Source organism: Tenacibaculum sp. MAR_2009_124, from assembly GCF_900105455.1.
Classification (GTDB): Bacteria; Bacteroidota; Bacteroidia; order Flavobacteriales; family Flavobacteriaceae; genus Polaribacter.
Genome location: NZ_FNSF01000002.1, coordinates 211,624 through 230,038, shown reverse-complemented (window position 1 = coordinate 230,038; position 18,415 = coordinate 211,624). Strand labels below are relative to the sequence as shown.

General features: G+C 32.1%; 19 protein-coding genes and 1 tRNA gene. 7 read left to right on the top strand and 13 right to left on the bottom strand.

Translation table 11 applies throughout. From position 1 onward, the window contains the following. Nucleotides 1–39: 39 nt before the first annotated feature. From BLW23_RS07525 to BLW23_RS07515, 3 genes are read right to left on the bottom strand one after another with little or no spacing between them, the layout of a single operon-like run. Complete coding sequence (locus BLW23_RS07525) at nt 40–882, bottom strand: metallophosphoesterase (RefSeq protein ID WP_093668636.1); 843 nt, start codon at nt 880–882, stop codon at nt 40–42. 13 nt (nt 883–895) lie between these two features. After that, nucleotides 896–1,714, bottom strand: coding sequence for a dihydropteroate synthase (folP, locus tag BLW23_RS07520; protein ID WP_093668635.1), 819 nt, complete (start codon nt 1,712–1,714; stop codon nt 896–898). Further along, entirely contained in the window at nt 1,715–2,302 is a 588-nt protein-coding gene (locus BLW23_RS07515) for an LOG family protein (protein ID WP_093668634.1), read from the bottom strand. An 83-nt stretch (nt 2,303–2,385) separates the two neighbouring features. On the opposite strand from BLW23_RS07515, the gene BLW23_RS07510 reads away from it, so the two are divergent. The 5 genes from BLW23_RS07510 to BLW23_RS07490 all read left to right on the top strand — a co-directional run bounded on the left by BLW23_RS07510 (nt 2,386) and on the right by BLW23_RS07490 (nt 6,272). After that, complete coding sequence (locus tag BLW23_RS07510; protein WP_093668633.1) at nt 2,386–2,931, top strand: DUF1599 domain-containing protein; 546 nt, start codon at nt 2,386–2,388, stop codon at nt 2,929–2,931. A 23-nt stretch (nt 2,932–2,954) separates the two neighbouring features. Next, a complete protein-coding gene (locus BLW23_RS07505) occupies nt 2,955–3,926 on the top strand; it encodes a DoxX family protein (protein ID WP_093668632.1) in 972 nt (323 codons plus the stop codon). A 154-nt stretch (nt 3,927–4,080) separates the two neighbouring features. Then, on the top strand, nt 4,081–5,106 hold the full coding sequence (locus BLW23_RS07500; protein ID WP_093668631.1) for an SRPBCC family protein: 1,026 nt from the start codon (nt 4,081–4,083) through the stop codon (nt 5,104–5,106). Nucleotides 5,107–5,193: 87 nt separating this feature from the next. Then, a complete protein-coding gene (gene crcB / locus BLW23_RS07495; RefSeq protein WP_093668630.1) occupies nt 5,194–5,565 on the top strand; it encodes a fluoride efflux transporter CrcB in 372 nt (123 codons plus the stop codon). 2 nt (nt 5,566–5,567) lie between these two features. After that, on the top strand, nt 5,568–6,272 hold the full coding sequence (locus BLW23_RS07490) for a crotonase/enoyl-CoA hydratase family protein (protein ID WP_093668629.1): 705 nt from the start codon (nt 5,568–5,570) through the stop codon (nt 6,270–6,272). 26 nt (nt 6,273–6,298) lie between these two features. Here BLW23_RS07490 and BLW23_RS07485 read toward each other — a convergent pair whose 3' ends face one another. Further along, entirely contained in the window at nt 6,299–6,904 is a 606-nt protein-coding gene (locus tag BLW23_RS07485; protein WP_093669368.1) for a DUF1684 domain-containing protein, read from the bottom strand. A gap of 402 nt (nt 6,905–7,306) precedes the next feature. Here BLW23_RS07485 and BLW23_RS07480 point away from each other — a divergent pair, with 402 nt between their 5' ends. Together BLW23_RS07480 and BLW23_RS07475 are read left to right on the top strand one after the other, a co-directional pair. Next, nucleotides 7,307–7,537, top strand: a complete 231-nt coding sequence (locus BLW23_RS07480) for a hypothetical protein (protein WP_093668628.1) — start codon at nt 7,307–7,309, stop codon at nt 7,535–7,537. A gap of 132 nt (nt 7,538–7,669) precedes the next feature. Then, nucleotides 7,670–7,744 (top strand) — tRNA-Pro (locus BLW23_RS07475). A 17-nt stretch (nt 7,745–7,761) separates the two neighbouring features. Here the strand turns inward: BLW23_RS07475 and BLW23_RS07470 are convergent. From BLW23_RS07470 to nagB, 9 genes are all read right to left on the bottom strand, one after another. Next, the gene (locus BLW23_RS07470; protein ID WP_093668627.1) at nt 7,762–8,025 is read right to left on the bottom strand and encodes a DUF2024 family protein; all 264 of its coding nucleotides are present in this window, start codon (nt 8,023–8,025) and stop codon (nt 7,762–7,764) included. A gap of 18 nt (nt 8,026–8,043) precedes the next feature. Then, nucleotides 8,044–8,799: a hypothetical protein gene (locus tag BLW23_RS07465; RefSeq protein WP_093668626.1), complete on the bottom strand. Its 756-nt coding sequence runs from the start codon at nt 8,797–8,799 to the stop codon at nt 8,044–8,046. A 101-nt stretch (nt 8,800–8,900) separates the two neighbouring features. Beyond that, complete coding sequence (locus BLW23_RS07460; RefSeq protein WP_093668625.1) at nt 8,901–11,141, bottom strand: nitric-oxide reductase large subunit; 2,241 nt, start codon at nt 11,139–11,141, stop codon at nt 8,901–8,903. Further along, nucleotides 11,141–11,869, bottom strand: a complete 729-nt coding sequence (gene ric, locus BLW23_RS07455) for an iron-sulfur cluster repair di-iron protein (protein ID WP_176829775.1) — start codon at nt 11,867–11,869, stop codon at nt 11,141–11,143. The genes BLW23_RS07460 and ric overlap by 1 nt, the downstream gene beginning before the upstream one ends. After that, entirely contained in the window at nt 11,856–12,356 is a 501-nt protein-coding gene (locus BLW23_RS07450) for a hypothetical protein (RefSeq protein ID WP_255362764.1), read from the bottom strand. Before BLW23_RS07450 ends, ric begins: the two co-directional genes overlap by 14 nt. Then, on the bottom strand, nt 12,341–12,778 hold the full coding sequence (locus BLW23_RS07445) for an RrF2 family transcriptional regulator (protein ID WP_093668624.1): 438 nt from the start codon (nt 12,776–12,778) through the stop codon (nt 12,341–12,343). Before BLW23_RS07445 ends, BLW23_RS07450 begins: the two co-directional genes overlap by 16 nt. Nucleotides 12,779–13,007: 229 nt before the next feature. Continuing rightward, a complete protein-coding gene (locus BLW23_RS07440) occupies nt 13,008–13,886 on the bottom strand; it encodes a BadF/BadG/BcrA/BcrD ATPase family protein (RefSeq protein WP_093668623.1) in 879 nt (292 codons plus the stop codon). 239 nt (nt 13,887–14,125) lie between these two features. Further along, entirely contained in the window at nt 14,126–16,180 is a 2,055-nt protein-coding gene (locus tag BLW23_RS07435; RefSeq protein ID WP_093668622.1) for a beta-N-acetylhexosaminidase, read from the bottom strand. A gap of 189 nt (nt 16,181–16,369) precedes the next feature. Further along, nucleotides 16,370–18,286: a glucosamine-6-phosphate deaminase gene (gene nagB / locus BLW23_RS07430; RefSeq protein WP_410529748.1), complete on the bottom strand. Its 1,917-nt coding sequence runs from the start codon at nt 18,284–18,286 to the stop codon at nt 16,370–16,372. Nucleotides 18,287–18,415 lie beyond the last annotated feature (129 nt).

Below are 18,415 nucleotides of genomic sequence, written 5' to 3'. Positions count from 1 at the left end.
AGTAGTTATGTAAATGTAATTATTTTATTTGAAGTAATGTTATACTGTTTCTAATTCGAAAATTGTAATTTCTGGCCGAACATTAAATCGAACTTGCCATAAATGACCAATTGCTCTATTAATATACAATGTTCTTCCATCAAAAAGATCTATTTCTCCAGAAGAATACCTTTTATTTTTTACAGGAAGCATTGGTGGTGTAAGAAATGGAGCTTTACATTGACCTCCATGGGTGTGCCCTGATAAAATCCACCCTTTATAACCATTCCATACATCCAAATCACATACATCGGGGTTATGACATAAAACAATATTGGCTTTTGTTTTATCGTAATATTGTAATACTTTTTGTGGATTGAAATTCAATCCCCAGTAATCATCTAATCCAATAAAATTTAAACCATCAACATTCTTTTGTTCATTGCTTAAAATTGTTACTCCATTATCGTCTAATATTTGAGTAATTGTATCAGCTACATGCTGTTCCCTCCAATTCTCACCGTAATCATGATTCCCTAAAATTCCTAAAGTAGCTTCTTTCCCTTTAACAGCATGTTTCATAACTTTTTTCAACTGTGCAAACTGCTCTTCATTTTCATAACTTACAAAATCTCCTGTGTAAACAACAAAATCAGGATTGAGCTTCTGTGCCTTTACAAAACCATCAATTAAATATTGGTAATCAAATCGATTCCCTACATGTACATCGCTAATTTGCATAACAGTTTTTCCGTACATGTTTTTCGGTAAATTTTTAATTGGCATTTTATGTCTTACAAATTCAAGCCAAAATGGCTCAACTTGCCAAGTGTACAAACCAGTAACTGCTCCCAAGCCTAATAATCCATAGGTTGCCTTCTTTAAAAATTTACGTCGTTTCATATTGGGGGTATTATTATAAGTTATTTACAATTTGAATAGCTTCAACTGCTTGCTTCACATCATGCACTCTTAAAATATTTGTTCCGTTTAATAGAGCAATTGTATTAGCAACTGTCGTTGCATTTAATGCTTCAGAAGGTGTTATTTTAAGTGTTTTATATAACATTGACTTTCTTGATATTCCAGTTAGCACTGGTACTTCTAAACTAGAAAACAGCTCTAATTTTTTTAACAACTCAAAATTATGAGGAATTGTTTTCCCAAAACCAAAACCTACATCTATGATAATATCATTAACCTTAAGCTCTCTTAATTTGAATATTTGTTCAGAAAAGAACAAAATAAGCTCTTTTACAATATCATTGTAATTAGGATTTGACTGCATATTTTGAGGAGTTCCTTTCATATGCATTAAAATATAAGGAACTTGTAATTCAGCAACCTTAGCAAACATCTCCTCATCCACTTTACCACCTGAAATATCATTAATTATTGCCCCACCTGCATGAACTGCTTCTCCAGCAACTCTACTCCTAAATGAATCTATAGAAATTAATATTTCAGGAAATTCTTTCACTAATAAAGAAACAATTGGTACTACTCTACTCAGCTCTTCTTCTTCAGAAATATGTTTAGCGCCAGGTCGAGACGAATACCCTCCAACATCTATAAAGGTAGCTCCTTCATATAACATTTTTTCTACTTGAATTAATATTTCTTTTTCTTTCTTGTACTTGCCTCCATCATAGAAAGAGTCGGGTGTTAAATTAAGAATCCCCATAACTTTTGGAGAACTCAAATCGACCAATGTACCGTTACAATTAATTGTCATCTATCGCACTACTTTATTAATGATATTCGATTTTTCGGGTGCCTTATAGTTTTTAATTTTCTCCATTAATCCATTTACAGTTTCATCTACTAAAAGCATTTTTCTATTATCTGGTTTTAAAAAACCTTCTTCAACCATAAAATCCAATTGTTTAATAGTATGGTCAAAAAACCCATTCACATTTAAAATCCCTACTGGTTTTGTTTCAATATATAACTGTTGCAGCGTTAAGACTTCGAAAAGTTCATCTAACGTTCCATAACCTCCAGGCAATGCTATATAGGCCTCAACCATCTGGCTCATTTTCATTTTCCTCTCGCTCATCGTTTTGGTAACATAGACCTCTGAAGCTTCTTTATTTATAACTTCTTCCTTTTCTAACAACCCAGGAATAATTCCAATTACATTCCCTCCTTGTTCAATCATAGTATTTGATATTGCTCCCATCAATCCGATTTTAGCTCCTCCATAAACCAAACCAATTTTATGTTGAACAAAATACTCTCCTAATTCTTTGGCTGAATCTCGATATAAATTGTTAAAACCAATACTCGAACCACAGAAAACTGCAATGTTGTGTAACCCCATTCTTAAAAATAATTTATTACGTAAAAATAAAGGAAAACCTAATTGATTTCTTATTTTTACCTTATTATTTCAGAAAATAGAAGATGAAGGATACCTCAAAACAATACGATGCGATTGTAAAGGAATGTAGAAGCTTGTTTGCAAATAAAATGACAGATTACGGGGCGGCTTGGAGAATTTTAAGACTCCCTTCGCTAACCGATCAAATTTTTATTAAAGCCCAACGAATTAGACAGCTTCAAGAAAATACTGTTAGAAAAGTAGATGAAGGAGAAAAATCAGAATTTATAGGAATTATCAATTATTCCGTTATGGCCTTAATTCAATTAGAATTAGGTATTGTTGATCAACCAGATTTATCCTCTCAACAAGCAGTTGATTTATATGACAGGCATGTTTCAATTACAAAGCAACTCATGGAAAATAAAAACCATGATTATGGAGAGGCTTGGAGGGATATGAGAATTTCTTCACTAACAGATTTAATATTGCAGAAACTTCTAAGAGTAAAACAAATAGAAGATAATAAAGGAAAAACTATTGTTTCTGAAGGAATTGACGCAAATTATCAAGATATGATTAATTATGCTATTTTTGCTTTGATTCATCACTCAGAATTAGAACGTTAAAAGAATAAAAACAACCCCTAATTATGATATTAAAATTATTAACCCATGTTTCTAGAGTACTTGTAGGTTTATTATTTATTTACTCAGGCTTTGTGAAATTAGTTGATCCTATTGGATCGCAATTTAAATTTGAAGAATACTTTAGCGAAAGTGTTTTAAATATTGAATTCCTTATTCCATTTGCACTACCTTTTTCAATTTTATTAATTGTTGCAGAATTAGCACTCGGTGTAATGTTGTTGGTTGGATACAAACCTAAACTTACCGTTTGGAGTTTGTTTGGACTTAATTTAATCTTTCTCTTTTTAACTTGGTATTCATACACATATAATAAAGTAACGGACTGTGGTTGTTTTGGTGACGCTATCAAATTAACTCCTAAAGAAACATTTTATAAGAATATCATATTTATGGTTTTCATTATAATTTTAATCATAGGGTTAAAACATGTTAAATCCGTTATATCAAGTAAGTTTGCATTAATAACTTCAATGGCTTCCATTGTTATTTCATTGTTAATCGTCAACCATGTTTTAAATCATCTACCAATTATTGATTTTAGAGCATATTCTGTAGGTACTGATATTGCTGATGGTATGGAATATAAAGGAGATGGAGAGATTCCTCCTATTCATGATTTTATGATTGAAACTGATGATGGAGATCAACTTGAGCCAATGTTGGCAAAAGAAAAGGCAATGCTCGTTATTATGTATAATTTTGAAAAGACTGAGCAAAAAGGAATAGCCGCTGTTGCCAATGTAACTAAAGAAGCAAAAAACAAAGGTTATGAAGTATATGTTTTAACTGCATCTTATATCGAAGATTTAGAAGCTATTCAAAAAGAATACAACTTACCTTATTCATTTGGGTTCTGTGATGAAACTGCTTTAAAAACAGCTATTCGTGCTAACCCAGGTATAATAACCGTAGAAAAAGGAATTATTGTTGGTAAATGGAATTGGACAGATGCCGACGATGTTGTTTTAAAATAAAAAACATTCACAATAAAGAAGCCCCAATATTTAATTAAATATTGGGGCTTTATTTTTTCTCACCCGCACACAAAACACCAATTAAAAAACTAACATACAACACTATACGTTTATTTTTTTTTGTAAATTAACTTCGAAAATAAACTTTATTCTCATGAAATACTTAAAACTTTTTTTTCTATTTCTTCTATTAGTGCTTATAGCCGGAGTAATCTATGTTTTTACTTATTCAGGTAAATATGATATCGCAAGAACCAAAATAATTAAAGCTCCAATTTCACATGTATTCAATACAGTTAACGACCTAAAAACTTGGGAAAAGTGGGGACCTTGGCACGATACAGACTCTACTATAGTTGTTACTTATGGTGATAAAACTGTTGGTGTAGGAGCTTCAGATAGCTGGACTAGTAAAGATGGTCCCGGTAAAATGGAAACCGTCGCCGTTGAAACCAATAAATCTATAGATCAAAAAATATCATTTATGGATAATGACCCAAGTGATATTTATTGGAACTTCAAAGAAATTGAAGAAGGTACAGAAGTAACATGGGGAATGAAAGCAGAAGACTCTCCTCTAATGTTCAAATTCTTTGCTGCTATATCAGGAGGTTGGAATGCCATGTTTGGCAAAATGGAAGATGATGGATTAAGCAATCTTGCTGCCCATGCAGAAAGTACTATTCCTTCCCCTTCTTATACTATAGGAAAAATATCAGAAGCAGAGTTAACTGCTGGAACATTTATTGGATATCCTCACAAAATAAAAATAAACCATGCAGAAATGACTCAGTTATTTATGCAGGATATGCCTAAAGCAGGTATTTATGCAACCAAAAATGGATTGACTTTTGGAGATTATATCCCAGGAGCTGTTTATAGCAAATATGATGAAGTTTCAAATGAAACCGAGTTTTACATTGGTTTACTGCTTCATAAGAAATTAAAACCCGCAGAAGGTATGGAGTTAATAAATATTCCTTCAGGGAAAGCGGTTAGAGTATCAAAATGTGGAAACTACGGTGATGGCGACCTAGAAGCTCATATGGCTATTGACACTTATTTGAAAAGTAATAATTTAACAATGAAATATCCTATATGGGAACTTTATGTGAATGATCCTGCCGATGTAAAACCTGAAGATATTCAAACTGATATATACTATCCTATTGAAGAATAATTTTTCTAAAATTATTTTTGAAATATCACATAATCAATTCTATTTAAAACCTCAATTAATTTTGGGGTTTTAGTATATTCGCAGGAAATGAAACAGTTAATCTTAGTTTTTCTTGGAGGAGGCGTTGGTAGTACACTGCGCTATTTATTAGGTAAACTTTTAAATGATACTCAAAATGGTATTCCATACGGAACTTTTGTTGCGAACATTATAGGGAGTTTTTTAATTGGATTAATCTTAGGCCTAGCAGCCAAAAATCAAACTTTAACACAAAGTCAAACATTATTTTTAGCTACAGGGTTTTGTGGTGGTTTTACCACTTTCTCTTCTTTCGCTTACGAAAATCATGTTTTCCTAAAATCAGGAGACTTTCTATCATTTGCTATCTACACTTTAGCCAGTTTTATTCTAGGTTTTTTAGCTGTTTTTGCAGGGATTTTTATAACTAAAATAGTTTAATAATGAGTAAACTAGTACAATATTCTGAGGATAGTAATTATGCTATTATCTCACTTAACAATGGAAAAGTAAATGCAATTTCTCACGAAGTAGTTGATGAATTAAACGCTTGTTTGGATAAAGCGGAGGCCAATAAAAAAATAGTGATTCTAACAGGTCAATCGGGAATATTTTCTGGTGGATATGACCTAAAATCAATGACTGCTTCTCCTCAATCTGCGCTCGATTTAGTTACTAAAGGATCTAAATTGTCTTTAAAAATGCTAAGCTTTCCTTTTCCAATTATTATAGCTTGTAACGGACATGCAATTGCCAAAGGAGCTTTCTTATTATTATCAGCAGATTATCGATTAGGGACAGAAGGTGACTTCAAAATTGGATTAAACGAGGTCATGATCGGTATGACCATGCACAACGCTGGTATTGAAATTGCAAAATCACGCTTAAGCTCAGTTTATTTAGAAAGAAGTGTTAATAATTCGGAAATTTATAAACCAAAAGACGCTATATCTGCAGGGTTTCTTGATAAAGTTGTTCCTCAAGATCATTTGCTACCTACAGCCATTAAAATAGCCGAAATGTTCGGCCAATTAAATGCAAAAGCTCATGCTGCAACCAAACTTAAAGTTCGAAAAGATTACCTACGAAAAATAGAAAAAGCTATTCAGCAAGATATTGATGAAGGACTTACACCTCCTTCGAAATAAAAAAAGCTCTTAAAAAAGAGCTTTTTTTATTTTCTATAAGCCATTACTCCCGCCTTTATTTCAATATTAAGAGAATTCTCCACTGGTGTAATAGGACAAGAATAACGATCGCTATAAGCACAATATGGGTTATATGCTTTATTAAAATCTATTTCTATGCTACCATCGCTTAACTCGTCAGTTGTTAAAACATCAATAAACCTACCCCCTCCGTACGAGGTTGATCCATTCGTTTTGTCTAAAAACGGAAGAAAAAGGTGGTTTTCATAACCAATAGTTGGAAGTTCGTTTTTGTAAACATTAAGTTTTAATTCTGTTCCATCGATTGTAAAATGTATTTCTCCATACTTTTTATACACTGCGATTCTATTAGTTGTGGTTGGAAAATTAAATGTAAGTGCATCAGGAGTTTTTATAAGTTTCGCTTTTACCTCGTATTTAGTATCTACAGGAAAAAAATCAAGTCCTTTAAACTTTTTTAGTCCTTTTTTAGTCAATGGCGAGGTTGACGCATCTTTAAATTTGGTATTCATTTTCTTTTGAAAATCGGTCTTACCAAGGAGTTCTTTTTTACCTTGAGAACTACAAGACACGAAAAAAAACATTGAAATTAACGCAAATACTACCTTCATTTTCATCATTTATTTAACTTATGAATAGCTAAGATAATGCAATACCATCATACGTTCCAAAACCTATATTCACACATTTTAAAAATTACCATTTAAAATTCCATAATATTTATTATGTTAATAGAAAACATTTATTATATTTGAATATATTGCATTAACTTTTGAAATCTAATACTTACTTTTACAGCCAGTAATAAAAATTTATTACAAAATAAAATTTTTTGATTCTTTTTTAACATAAAAAATTCAAAGATAGCTATATATTTGACCCCCAATTTTGTCGCTATTTTGTGAACAAAAAGAATTTAGAATTTAATAAGCCGAAAATATTTTATTAAATTCAACATATAGATACTGAGAACTATATAAAGATGGTTTTAATTTAATACGAAAGAAGGAAATATGAATACAGAGTTAATTAGTAAAGCGGAAGAGTTTGAAAGCAGAAAATTCAAATTTGTAACAACTAGTGATAGAATTGTGGCTTCAAGAGAAGCTAAGGCTATAATTTTAGAGATTAACGAGGTTTATAAAGAAACGAAAGATAGTCAGTTAATGGATTTAATGAAGCGCTTAACAGTTGTAAAACAAAAAATAGAAAAACGATTAAAAGGAGCTCCTTTAACGGTATAGATAATAAAATTGAAATTAAGCCGTTATAGATTATGAGTTGTTTAATGTTGTATAAAACTTCTCATAAATAAAATTTATTCTTGAAAAAAAATCTAGGATTACTCCTAGATTTTTTATTATTTTTGCATCCATCGGGATGTAGCTTAGTCCGGTTAAAGTGCTGGTCTGGGGGACCAGAGATCGAAGGTTCGAATCCTTTCATCCCGACTTTTCTTATTTGTTTTTTAAAAATGGCAATTTTCCATTTCTATGATGTAAAAATCTTTCTCCAAAATTTCTCTTTCAAGCGATTCAGAGGCCTTTTCTATATGGCAGAATTGACATTCTTTCATTGTTAGCTTATAATTATCTATTTCTTTACTTTTTAAATAAGTATTTCCATAGCTATAGACTTTATCTACTGTTGTATTTTCATTCACAAGAATATCAAAATGCATTGTTTTACCTGATTTCAAAGGCACATAGGTATCATAAACTGAAATTTTCATATTGTATTACTTTTTATATTATTTCTGAATAACTTTATAAGGAAGCGATAAATTCCCACTTGCAATGCTATATACTTTATAAACCCCAAGCATTGGTTTGTTTGTTTTGCTGGTGTTAACCATCATATATGCAGCCACTCCGTCGTAAGAAAAAGATGTTTTGTTTTTAATTCTATAATCAGGCACAATTACCTTGATGCTTTGACCAATCGTTTTTACGGGAAAACCAGGAGAATCCATATACATAGGCATTCCTGGATTCGTTGCTGGTAAGATCACAGCATCATCTTCTTTTACAAATTGCTTCACAGAAAGTCCTCCCGCCACTCTTTTGTCTTCCTTTAAAACAACCCAGTGAGGATGCCAAATAAGACCATCTGCTTTGTTTTTAGGATCACCATCCATATCTTCATCCCAAAGAGGTGTATCATCAAAATCTGGATGGGAAGTTAATGCCAAAGCCACTATTCCCTTTACGTCATTGAATCCGACATCCGCTGATTTTAATGAAGTAGGAAAAACATATCCCAATACAGGAGCACCATCGAGTTGCCCTTTTGCTTTTGGTTTCGTTTTTCCCGCTTCACCATTCACCCTAATCTCCCAAATAGTAACTCCTAAGTCTTTATTGTGAGTAATTTGTGTGTGTAGTATCTGAAAATCCTCATTATCATAATTATTTGTCTTTTTTTGAGCTTTTGCATCATTAAAAACTCCTAAAAAAGCTATAAGCACTGATGTAAAAATGTTAATCCTTAATGTTTTGGAATTCATTTTTTTTTGTTTTAATGTTATCAAAACAAATATAGTAAGGAACCCTAACATTGTTGATATTGTTAGATAGATTTAGAGAATACTAAGATTAATAATACTTATTATTTAGCATTTTCTGTACTCCTTTCTTTATTAAACAAGCACCTTATCGTTTGCTTAATAACAAAACTGCAGAAATAAAATATACCAATCGAAAAAACAATATCTCCTACAATTCTCAACCATTTTAACACTTGTACTGTCGGGCTATATAACAATTCGGCATCCCTTGCAAAGGAATACCCTTTCGTGATTGACGTATATGCTTGAATTATTCCAACGGGTAGCAGACTTAATATAACCATTAATATTAATCCTATGTTTAATCCCCAGAATGCTCTCTTTAAAGGCTTTTCATTCCATTTATTATTTGAATAAAGCCTTAAGCAAATTAAAATGAATCCCATCCCTAACATTCCGTATACTCCAAACATTGCAGTATGCGCATGTACCGAGGTTGTGTTTAATCCTTGAATATAATACAATGCAATTGGAGGGTTTATTAAAAAGCCAAAAACACCAGCTCCAATCATATTCCAAAATGCCACAGAAATAAAGAAAAATATTGGCCATTTATAACGCTGTACCCATTCGTTATGCTTTAGTATATTCCAATTTTCTCTAATCTCAAATCCCATTAAGGTTAAAGGCACAACTTCTAAAGCACTAAATGTGGCACCAAGAGCAATAGCCTGAACCGGTGTTCCAGAATAATACAAATGGTGGAGTGTTCCTATAATCCCTCCTGCCAAAAATATTGTAGCGGAAGCTATAGAAGCTTTTCCCGCAGTTTTGGATGAAATAATTTTCATTCTTGAAAATATATAGGCTATGGTTACTGTAGCAAATACTTCAAAAAAACCTTCGACCCATAAATGCACCAACCACCATCTCCAATAATTAATAACAGGTAACGAACTATTTTCTCCATACATTAACCCAGAAAAGAAAAACATTCCAATAGCTATTACGGCAATGAGCAACATTATCAATAAATGTTTAGAGTCGTCGTTCCTTTTTATAGCATAAAATATATTCCTCCCTACCATAAGCATCCATAATATCATTCCAATACCTAAAAGAATTTGCCAAAACCTTCCTAAATCCATGTATTCAAATCCTTGGTGTCCGAAAAAGAAATTAGTTGTTAGACTAAAAAATTGATGAATTCCGAGCCACTCACCTAGCATTGAACCAAGAACAATAACTAGAAGAGCTATAAATAAAAAGTTTACACCCAGCACTTGATATTTCATTTCCTTTCCACTAATCATAGGAGCCAAAAAGATTCCTGTAGCTAACCAGGTGGCAGCAATCCAAAAAACCGCAAGTTGAGTATGCCACGTTCTTGTAATGGAATAAGGAAAATACTCGGACAATTCAAATCCGAAAAATGCTTGCCCTTCTACGGAATAGTGCACGGTAACAATCCCTAATATGATTTGTAAGAAGATTAAAAGCGATATCACAATAAAATATTTCAATACAGCTTTTTGAGAGGCATATAGTTTCATATTCAATAAAGGATCATATTTAGGATTTTCGATAGCCTCTCCTTTTTCATGATTTCTTAAATAATAGTATGCCAATATTCCAATAAATAATATTAGTAGCACTACAGAAAAACCAGACCACATCTGAGAGTCAGGGGTAATGGTGTTATCAATAAGTGGTTCATGCGGCCAATTTGATGTATAAGTATAATCTTTATCAGGTCTATTAGTACTTGCCGCCCAAGAAGTCCAAAACAAAAAGGCATTAAGTCTTTTTAACTTAATTGGATCAGTTAACGCTGCTTTTTGTATTGCGTATTTTTCATGGCCTTCTGAGAAAATTTTTGAGTAATATTCCGAGTTTAATTGAATTGCTTCTTTTCTTATTTTAGAGACCCAGAGAGTTTTATTTAAGTTATCAAAACTATTCGTTCGAATTTCTTTAACTAAACGCGCCTTTAATGCCGCTTTTTTCTCTTCATTTAAATCTTCATATTCTAAAGAGAAATCATTTCGAGCCCATTTATTCAATAAAACAATAGCTTCTCTATGAATCCAATCAGCCGTCCAATCGGGGGCAACATAACTTCCATGCCCCCATATTGAACCAACTTCCATCCCTCCTATAGATTCCCAAATGTTCTGTCCTTCTTGAATATCTTTTTTTGAAAATAAAATCTCATTGTTCTCTTTTATTTTTACTTCTAGTGGTATTGGAGGCTGTTTTTGATATATTTCAGTTCCTACCCATATTAGTGCCACAAACGATAGTACCACTACGGTTATAAATGCTGTCCAAACTTTTTTCATTATTGTTTTCTATTAAGTTCTGCTTCAAGGGAAATTGCCCTTCTAAATAAAATGTTATTCTCTAAGTGAATATGTTTATGTAGATCTTCTTCAAAATCCTTCAATAACTTATAAGCAATTCTATATGAGTTACAAGCATTTTTCGGTGGAGTGTAGTTATTTGTTAATCTAGCTATTTCTCTGAACCTTTCACCCTCATTATCATGATCCACATGCATCATTTCTATAGGATTTTCGATACTTGAGAAAGATGTTGCTTCTAACTTACATCCTTCACGTTTTGCTTTAGCTACTTTTTTTATATAAGGAAAAAGTATGAGCTCTTCTTTTTTCATGTGAATTACCAAATCGCCCGCGCTTTCATTAAACAATTTACTAACCTCAAGTAACTCTGGGTTTTTAGAACCATGCACTCCACACACTTTTTGTAAATATTCTTTAATTTCTGGTATCTGTTTCTCTATATAAAGATGGTGGTTTTGGTATATATAATCACTTAGAAAATCAATTTCCCAATCAATAAAACTACCTTCATTAGAAGTTTCATTTAGTGTATTATCTATCTCATTAATTAGAGAATTAACATCGACTTTACTATCTGATGATAATTCCGAAAGAGTTCTATTTCCGTTGCAACAAAAATCGACTCCATACTTTTTAAATACGGTCGCAGTCTTATAATTCTCCGCGACAATATCTGATATTAGTGTTTGACTATTTATATTCATTTGTTTTTATTATTTGCATTCCAACCTTAGTAAGTAGCACAACTTTAATTACCTCTAGAACTATGTAATAGAGATGATCGTAGCTTTCTGCCACTGAAATTCCTTTAATTATTAGCATTGCTCTCGAATCCAATATTGGGAGAAGAAAAAATGTTTGTAGCAAGAGAATGAGTATTATTGGTAAAAATCTATACAGATTTAACATGTGATACGACCTAGGCAATAGAATCAGAACAACGACAGTTCCACCTATAAAAAGTTCAACTAAATTTAGAGCCTTAAACACGAGTGAACCAATAGATAAACCTATTTCTCTGGTAACTCCATCTGCTTGAAATTTTAGCCATGCTTCCATAAAACTAATTGCCAGTACAAAACCTGTCCAAAGTGCAACTAGATAAAGTAATATTTTCTTTATCCTTTTATTTGTTTTATAACGGATATTTTTGTCTTTTATATATTTAAATTTTTTTACCTTTTTAACCATAGTAAATTTTTTCTTCCATTCGTATATAAAATGTCATGCAAGGTATTTTCTTCCAACATGTTTTTTAGCTGTTCTCTTATCTCTACAAACTTGTAATGAAGTGGACACGGTGATTTCTCATTACATTGCTTTAAACCTAAACCACAACCAGTATAAATTTTATCTCCATCCAGCACCTTTACAATTTCACTCAACTTTAGTTTTTTTACCTGATGATCTTCTATTACAAAACCTCCATAAGGTCCTTTTATAGACGTGATAATATTGTTTCTTGTCAGTGTTTGCAAAATCTTACCAGTAAAGGCCTCGGGAGAATCAATAGCTAGTGCGATAGTCTTTAATCCCACTCTATTGCCAAGTGAAGACTGTTCCGCGACGTAAATTGTCGCTCTTAAACCATATTCGCAAGATTTTGAAAACATACATTAACTATTTATGACAAAATTAAGCAGATTTTCATAAAGGACAAAGAAGTCTTTTATAAAAATTTTACAAATTATTTTACTACAACTTCTTAATCTTATAAATTAAAAAACGTCTGCAAGTGCACTTGCAGACGTTTTTTGGCTTTTATTTTATTTCTATATGAACTATTTATAATAACTAATAGTTATTATGAAGCCCCATAGTATCAGTTTTTAGCTAGAACTCTTAAACCACCTTACTTAAAAACGCTTTATCTTCCTTCACCGATTGTATAAACGCGGTTAAAGGTCTTCTTATAAAGTTTTCAGGTGCTCTAAATCCTCTTTTTTCCAATTCTTCTTTAATAATATCTCTCGCATGATACCCAACAGAGCCTATAAAATACAAAGGAACTTTACCTAGTTCATCTTTATATTTAACCAGCTGTTTGTCTATAAACTCAGAAATACATTTGATTACAATATTTTTAGCATATGGATGTTCTATATTTTCAAATAAGAATCTTGCATACTGAGCAAGATATTTATTAGGCATTTTTGCTCCATACAATTTCGATAGTACCCTATCATCATCCAATTGAAACTCTTTCTCTAAGGAAAACTTTAAATCTTCTGGTAAATCTTTATAATAATACCCTTTTAAAACCTCTTTTCCCAAATGATTACCACTACCTTCATCCATAAGAATATATCCCATTGCCTTTACTCTTTGATCAATTTCTTCACCATTATAAAAACAACAATTAGATCCCGTACCTAAAATACATACTACTGATGCATCTTGTGAGGCCGCGAACACAGCTAGCATTAAATCTTCTTTTACTACTATTTTCTCTACTACGGGAAAGTTATCACTAAAAACTTTCCTTATTTTATCTTCTCCTTTTGCATTGTTACAACCAGCTCCAAAAAAATAAATAGAACTTACCGAGCCTTTATATTCATTTAACTCATCGCAATTCGCGATAACTTCTTTTATATTTTTCTTTTTTAATACCGACGGATTAACTCCGTTTGTTCTAATTCTATTAACAATAGTATTATCGTTTTCATTCAATAAAATCCAGTCGCATTTCGTTGAACCGCTGTCCGCAATTAATATCATAACTTTAAGAAACTTGTGTTGTAAAAATTATCCCTATCACTTATTTTCAAAATGATCTCATACTCTTCATTGAAAAGCTAAGAATCCCCCAAAAACAACTTTTATAATCTATGTTTATATAAACATAGAACCTTATACTATCATATCCATAACAGTATTTAAAGAGTTTTAAGATTTTAAATAACTAAAACCTTCTCCCTATTCTAATCATAATTGATTACTCCCTCGTTTTACCTATACTATTTTATATTCCCTTTACTTTTAAGCGTTTTAAGAAGTTTTTCCATTCCAGATACAATTACCAATTCCGTATCTACCATAGGCTTCTTAAGCTCTTCTATAACTTTTTCTATTTCCGAAAATCGCGATTTATTCACTCCTTCGCCTCGTAAAACATCAAGGTATATTGAAGACACTTTATGTAAGTTTTTATAATGACCTCCTAATTCGTTAAGAATTGGGTTTTTCTTTAATTCTTTAAATTTTGTGTAACCATCTATCCATTTTCCAAAATGAACCTGTAATTTTTCACTTTCCTCAACTGTTGGATTATTTGTATATGAATCTACCAACAGATTAAATTTATATGCATCTTCCGCATCAACTACACAGGCATCTGCAAACAAGGTAAAAGGAGAAAATGTTTTATATTCTGTACCTCCTTCATTTCTCGTATATATTTTTAAAGGTTCAAAAATTGAAGTTAATACCTCTAAAGACTCGGTTTTATTCGACTTTGTTATATTTCTTAATAATTGATTTCTATAGCTTAAATGAGTTACTCCCAATTCTTCTAACTGAAGACTAACTACAGCTAATCGCTTACGCATACTCTTAAGATCTTTCACTTCTTTTGAAGACCAAAATCTTTCTGCAATTGCAGCGGTTCTTGGCCAAATTCGTGAATCTACTGTTAATGGTGTAACCAACTCACTCCACATTGTAACTTCACCACCTAAAACTCTATTTTCTTCTTCTTTTGTCAATGGCACATCTCCTGCTGGATCAAAAAGATAATGATGGTCAACAGATTGAAGTCTATCGATATAATAATCATTTGACAATACAGCTTGGTATCCATTTTTAACGGCTTCAATTAAAGTACCGTCTTTAAAACCTTCGTTGACTCCTCTCCAAGAATGAATAATAGCACTTTTAGGCATTCCATCGGTCATAATCTCATCCCATCCCATTAATTTTCTATCATACTTAGCAAGTATCTTTTGCAATTTAATATTAAAGTAGGTTTGTAAATCATGATTGTTTTTAAATCCCTTTTTACTTTTAAATTGCTGAATTTCTTTATTCTCATCCCAATGTTTCCCTTCATTTTCATCACCTCCAATATGGAAATAAGCATCAGGAAATAATGGAACAATTTCTGCAAATAGGTTATCTAAAAATGTATATACTTTTGGATTAATAGGATTTAATGTAGGATCAAAAACGCCAGAGAACCTTTCTACTTTATAATCGAATCCATCCTTACTTCCTAATTCTGGATACGCTGCTAATATTGCCGTTGCATGTCCAGGAACATCAATTTCTGGAACCACTCTAATACCTCTTTCATTTGCATAAGAGACAATATCTTTTATTTGAGGCTTTGTATAATACAAACCATCTGACCCTAATTCATGTAATCGAGGATACGTATCAGACTTAAAACGAAATCCTTGATCATCTGATAAATGCCAATGAAAAACATTCATTTTCATAGATGCCATCGCATCTAAATTTCTTTTTAATACCTCCATTGGGTGAAAGTGTCTTGACACATCAATCATCACACCTCTCCAATCATACCTCGGAGTGTCTTCGATTGTTACACCATCAATAAAAAACTCGCTATCATTGTGATCAATTAGTTGAACTAAAGTTTCTAAACCTCTAAGTGCTCCGATATCAGTTTTTGAGCTAATCTCGACAGAACCATTGTTTACCTTTAATTCATATGATTCATCAACCCCAAGTTTTAATTCAGCCACCTCAGCAAAGTCAACTTTAACTGTAGCGTTTTTTCCATTAATTACAGGAAAACCTCTTTCCACAAAAACCCCTGTTCGGTTTGTTATTCTTCGAAGAATATTTACTGCGTAATCATAAACACGACCTTCTTTTTTATTTATAGAAATAGTAAAATCATTAACTATTTTAACCCGATTCTCATTACTTTCAATTTTCTTTGGCCAAGGCATTAAATTATACTTTTCTGAAAGCTTGACCTGACCGCATATTGCAGAAGAAACAAGTATTAGGGCTAAAAATGTAATTTTCACTATTCTGGTAGTCATTATTGTTTTCTTTTTTAATCGTTTGTAATCTATATATTTTCTTTTTTTTATTCAATGTTCCACTTAGACCCTTCTTCTGTTATTTAGAACCAATACAAACAACAAAAAGAATTATAAGCATAAATCTCCATTGGCTAAGTTTTCTAAATACAAAGCCAATGAAGAAGTTTTATTAAGACAATTCTCTTCTTAGAAATGGTAGCGTTTAAACGCTTCTATGGCTGCATAATCTGCCATTCCAAGATTTCTATATTTTTCCGCTGTTAACCTATTTCTATCTTCTGCTCTTACCCAAAACTCTCTCGCGTCATTTCCTTGGAACATAACGTTGTCTTTTTGAGATTGGTGATAGAAAATTGCATGTCTTTTTTTAACAACTTGGTCAGGACTCATTGGAACCGCCATTTCTATTTCATGCGGTTGCCATTCAAACCAAGCTCCACGATATAACCAAACCCAACAATCATTCATATAGTTTTCTTTCTTCAAAACATCTAAAGCTTCGAAAAGAGAATCTAAACAAACTTTGTGAGTTCCATGTGGATCAGCTAAATCTCCAGCTGCATATATCTGGTGAGGTTTTACCTTTTCAATTAGGCTACACATAATATCAATATCAGCCTTAGATAATTTATCTTTCTTTACTTTTCCTGTTTCATAAAAAGGTAAGTTTAAGAAATGTACATTCTCATCAGGAACTCCCATATATCTTGTCGCTCCTAACGATTCTGCCTTTCTAATTTCCCCTTTTAACTTTCTCACATCCAATGCATCAATTTCATTTGCTCCTTTATTTCTAATAGCATTAATTACATTACCAATCCTATCAGAATCTGGGCTTAACATCTTTGACACCTCAGCAAAGCGAAGAGCATCTTCATCAGACACTGCAATATTTCCTGAAGTTTGATAAGCTATATGAACTTCGTGTCCTTGTTCAACCAATCTATCAAATGTTCCTCCCATTGAGATTACATCATCATCTGGATGAGGACTAAAAATTATAACTCTTTTTTTCTCTGGTGTACTTCTTTCAGGTCGCTTAGAATCATCTGCATTCGGTTTTCCTCCTGGCCAACCTGTAATGGTTCTTTGAAGACTATTAAACATTTTAATATTTAACTCATATGAAGTACCTTCCTCAACTAGTAAACTAGCCATTCCATTATCATTATAATCTTTATCCGTAAGTTTTAAAATTGGTTTATTTACAACATCGCTCAACCAGAAAATAGCCTTCTTTTTAAGCTCTTCTGTCCAAACACATGACGTTACCAACCATGGTGTTTTTATTCTTGTTAATTCAGAAGCTGCTTCCTTGTCCATTACAAAAGTAGAATTATCATGCTCTTGTAAGTAAGTTGCAGGTACTTGCGAAGTAATTTCTCCTTCAATAGTTCTTTGAAGTACCTTTGCTTTACCTTCTCCCCAAGCAAGTAATACAACTCTTTTAGCTTTTTTAATGGTACTAATTCCCATTGTAATAGCTCTTCTTGGAACATTATCTAGCCCTAAAAAGCTAGAAGCCGCATCTTCTCTGGTAATATGATCTAGAGTTATACTTCTAGTACTTGAATTATAATGAGAACCTGGCTCGTTAAATCCGATATGTCCTGTTCTTCCAATTCCTAATAATTGAAAATCCAATCCACCAGCTTCTTTTATTTTTAATTCGTAATCTACGCAGTATTGATAAACATCCTCAGGTTTAATTGTTCCATCAGGAACATGAACATTCTCAGGTAATATATCAACATGATTGAACAAATGCTCATGCATGAAGTAATGATAACTTTGAATATCATCTGGCTGCATTGGCCAATATTCATCTAAATTAAATGTAATTACATTAGCGAAACTTAATCCTTCTTCTTTATGTAACCTTACTAATTCTTCATACACTTTAATAGGAGAAGAACCTGTCGCCAATCCTAAAACACATTTTGCTCCTTGGCTTGCTTTGCTAACAATTAAATCAGCTATCTCCTTAGCAACTACTTTTGAAGCCTCTAGTGAATTTTCAAATATTACGTTGTGATTTTTTTCAAAACGTGTTTCCTCAAACTGTCCTGCAGGTTGAAAACTTATCTCTTTAAAATTTGACATAACCATACTAATCTCTAACTTAATGTAAATACAACGGTAAAATTATAGGCATACCTAAGTTTTTTATAGTTTTTTCGACTAAACGCTATAAAAATGCCACTAAAAACAATCGAGAATGTGTTTACATTC

Coding starts and splice junctions, on each gene's coding strand:
- BLW23_RS07525 (WP_093668636.1), bottom strand. CDS start 882: ATGAAACGACGTAAATTTTTAAAGAAGGCAACCTATGGATTATTAGGC.
- folP (WP_093668635.1), bottom strand. CDS start 1,714: ATGACAATTAATTGTAACGGTACATTGGTCGATTTGAGTTCTCCAAAA.
- BLW23_RS07515 (WP_093668634.1), bottom strand. CDS start 2,302: ATGGGGTTACACAACATTGCAGTTTTCTGTGGTTCGAGTATTGGTTTT.
- BLW23_RS07510 (WP_093668633.1), top strand. CDS start 2,386: ATGAAGGATACCTCAAAACAATACGATGCGATTGTAAAGGAATGTAGA.
- BLW23_RS07505 (WP_093668632.1), top strand. CDS start 2,955: ATGATATTAAAATTATTAACCCATGTTTCTAGAGTACTTGTAGGTTTA.
- BLW23_RS07500 (WP_093668631.1), top strand. CDS start 4,081: ATGAAATACTTAAAACTTTTTTTTCTATTTCTTCTATTAGTGCTTATA.
- crcB (WP_093668630.1), top strand. CDS start 5,194: ATGAAACAGTTAATCTTAGTTTTTCTTGGAGGAGGCGTTGGTAGTACA.
- BLW23_RS07490 (WP_093668629.1), top strand. CDS start 5,568: ATGAGTAAACTAGTACAATATTCTGAGGATAGTAATTATGCTATTATC.
- BLW23_RS07485 (WP_093669368.1), bottom strand. CDS start 6,904: ATGAAGGTAGTATTTGCGTTAATTTCAATGTTTTTTTTCGTGTCTTGT.
- BLW23_RS07480 (WP_093668628.1), top strand. CDS start 7,307: ATGAATACAGAGTTAATTAGTAAAGCGGAAGAGTTTGAAAGCAGAAAA.
- BLW23_RS07470 (WP_093668627.1), bottom strand. CDS start 8,025: ATGAAAATTTCAGTTTATGATACCTATGTGCCTTTGAAATCAGGTAAA.
- BLW23_RS07465 (WP_093668626.1), bottom strand. CDS start 8,799: ATGAATTCCAAAACATTAAGGATTAACATTTTTACATCAGTGCTTATA.
- BLW23_RS07460 (WP_093668625.1), bottom strand. CDS start 11,141: ATGAAAAAAGTTTGGACAGCATTTATAACCGTAGTGGTACTATCGTTT.
- ric (WP_176829775.1), bottom strand. CDS start 11,869: ATGAATATAAATAGTCAAACACTAATATCAGATATTGTCGCGGAGAAT.
- BLW23_RS07450 (WP_255362764.1), bottom strand. CDS start 12,356: ATGGTTAAAAAGGTAAAAAAATTTAAATATATAAAAGACAAAAATATC.
- BLW23_RS07445 (WP_093668624.1), bottom strand. CDS start 12,778: ATGTTTTCAAAATCTTGCGAATATGGTTTAAGAGCGACAATTTACGTC.
- BLW23_RS07440 (WP_093668623.1), bottom strand. CDS start 13,886: ATGATATTAATTGCGGACAGCGGTTCAACGAAATGCGACTGGATTTTA.
- BLW23_RS07435 (WP_093668622.1), bottom strand. CDS start 16,180: ATGACTACCAGAATAGTGAAAATTACATTTTTAGCCCTAATACTTGTT.
- nagB (WP_410529748.1), bottom strand. CDS start 18,286: ATGTCAAATTTTAAAGAGATAAGTTTTCAACCTGCAGGACAGTTTGAG.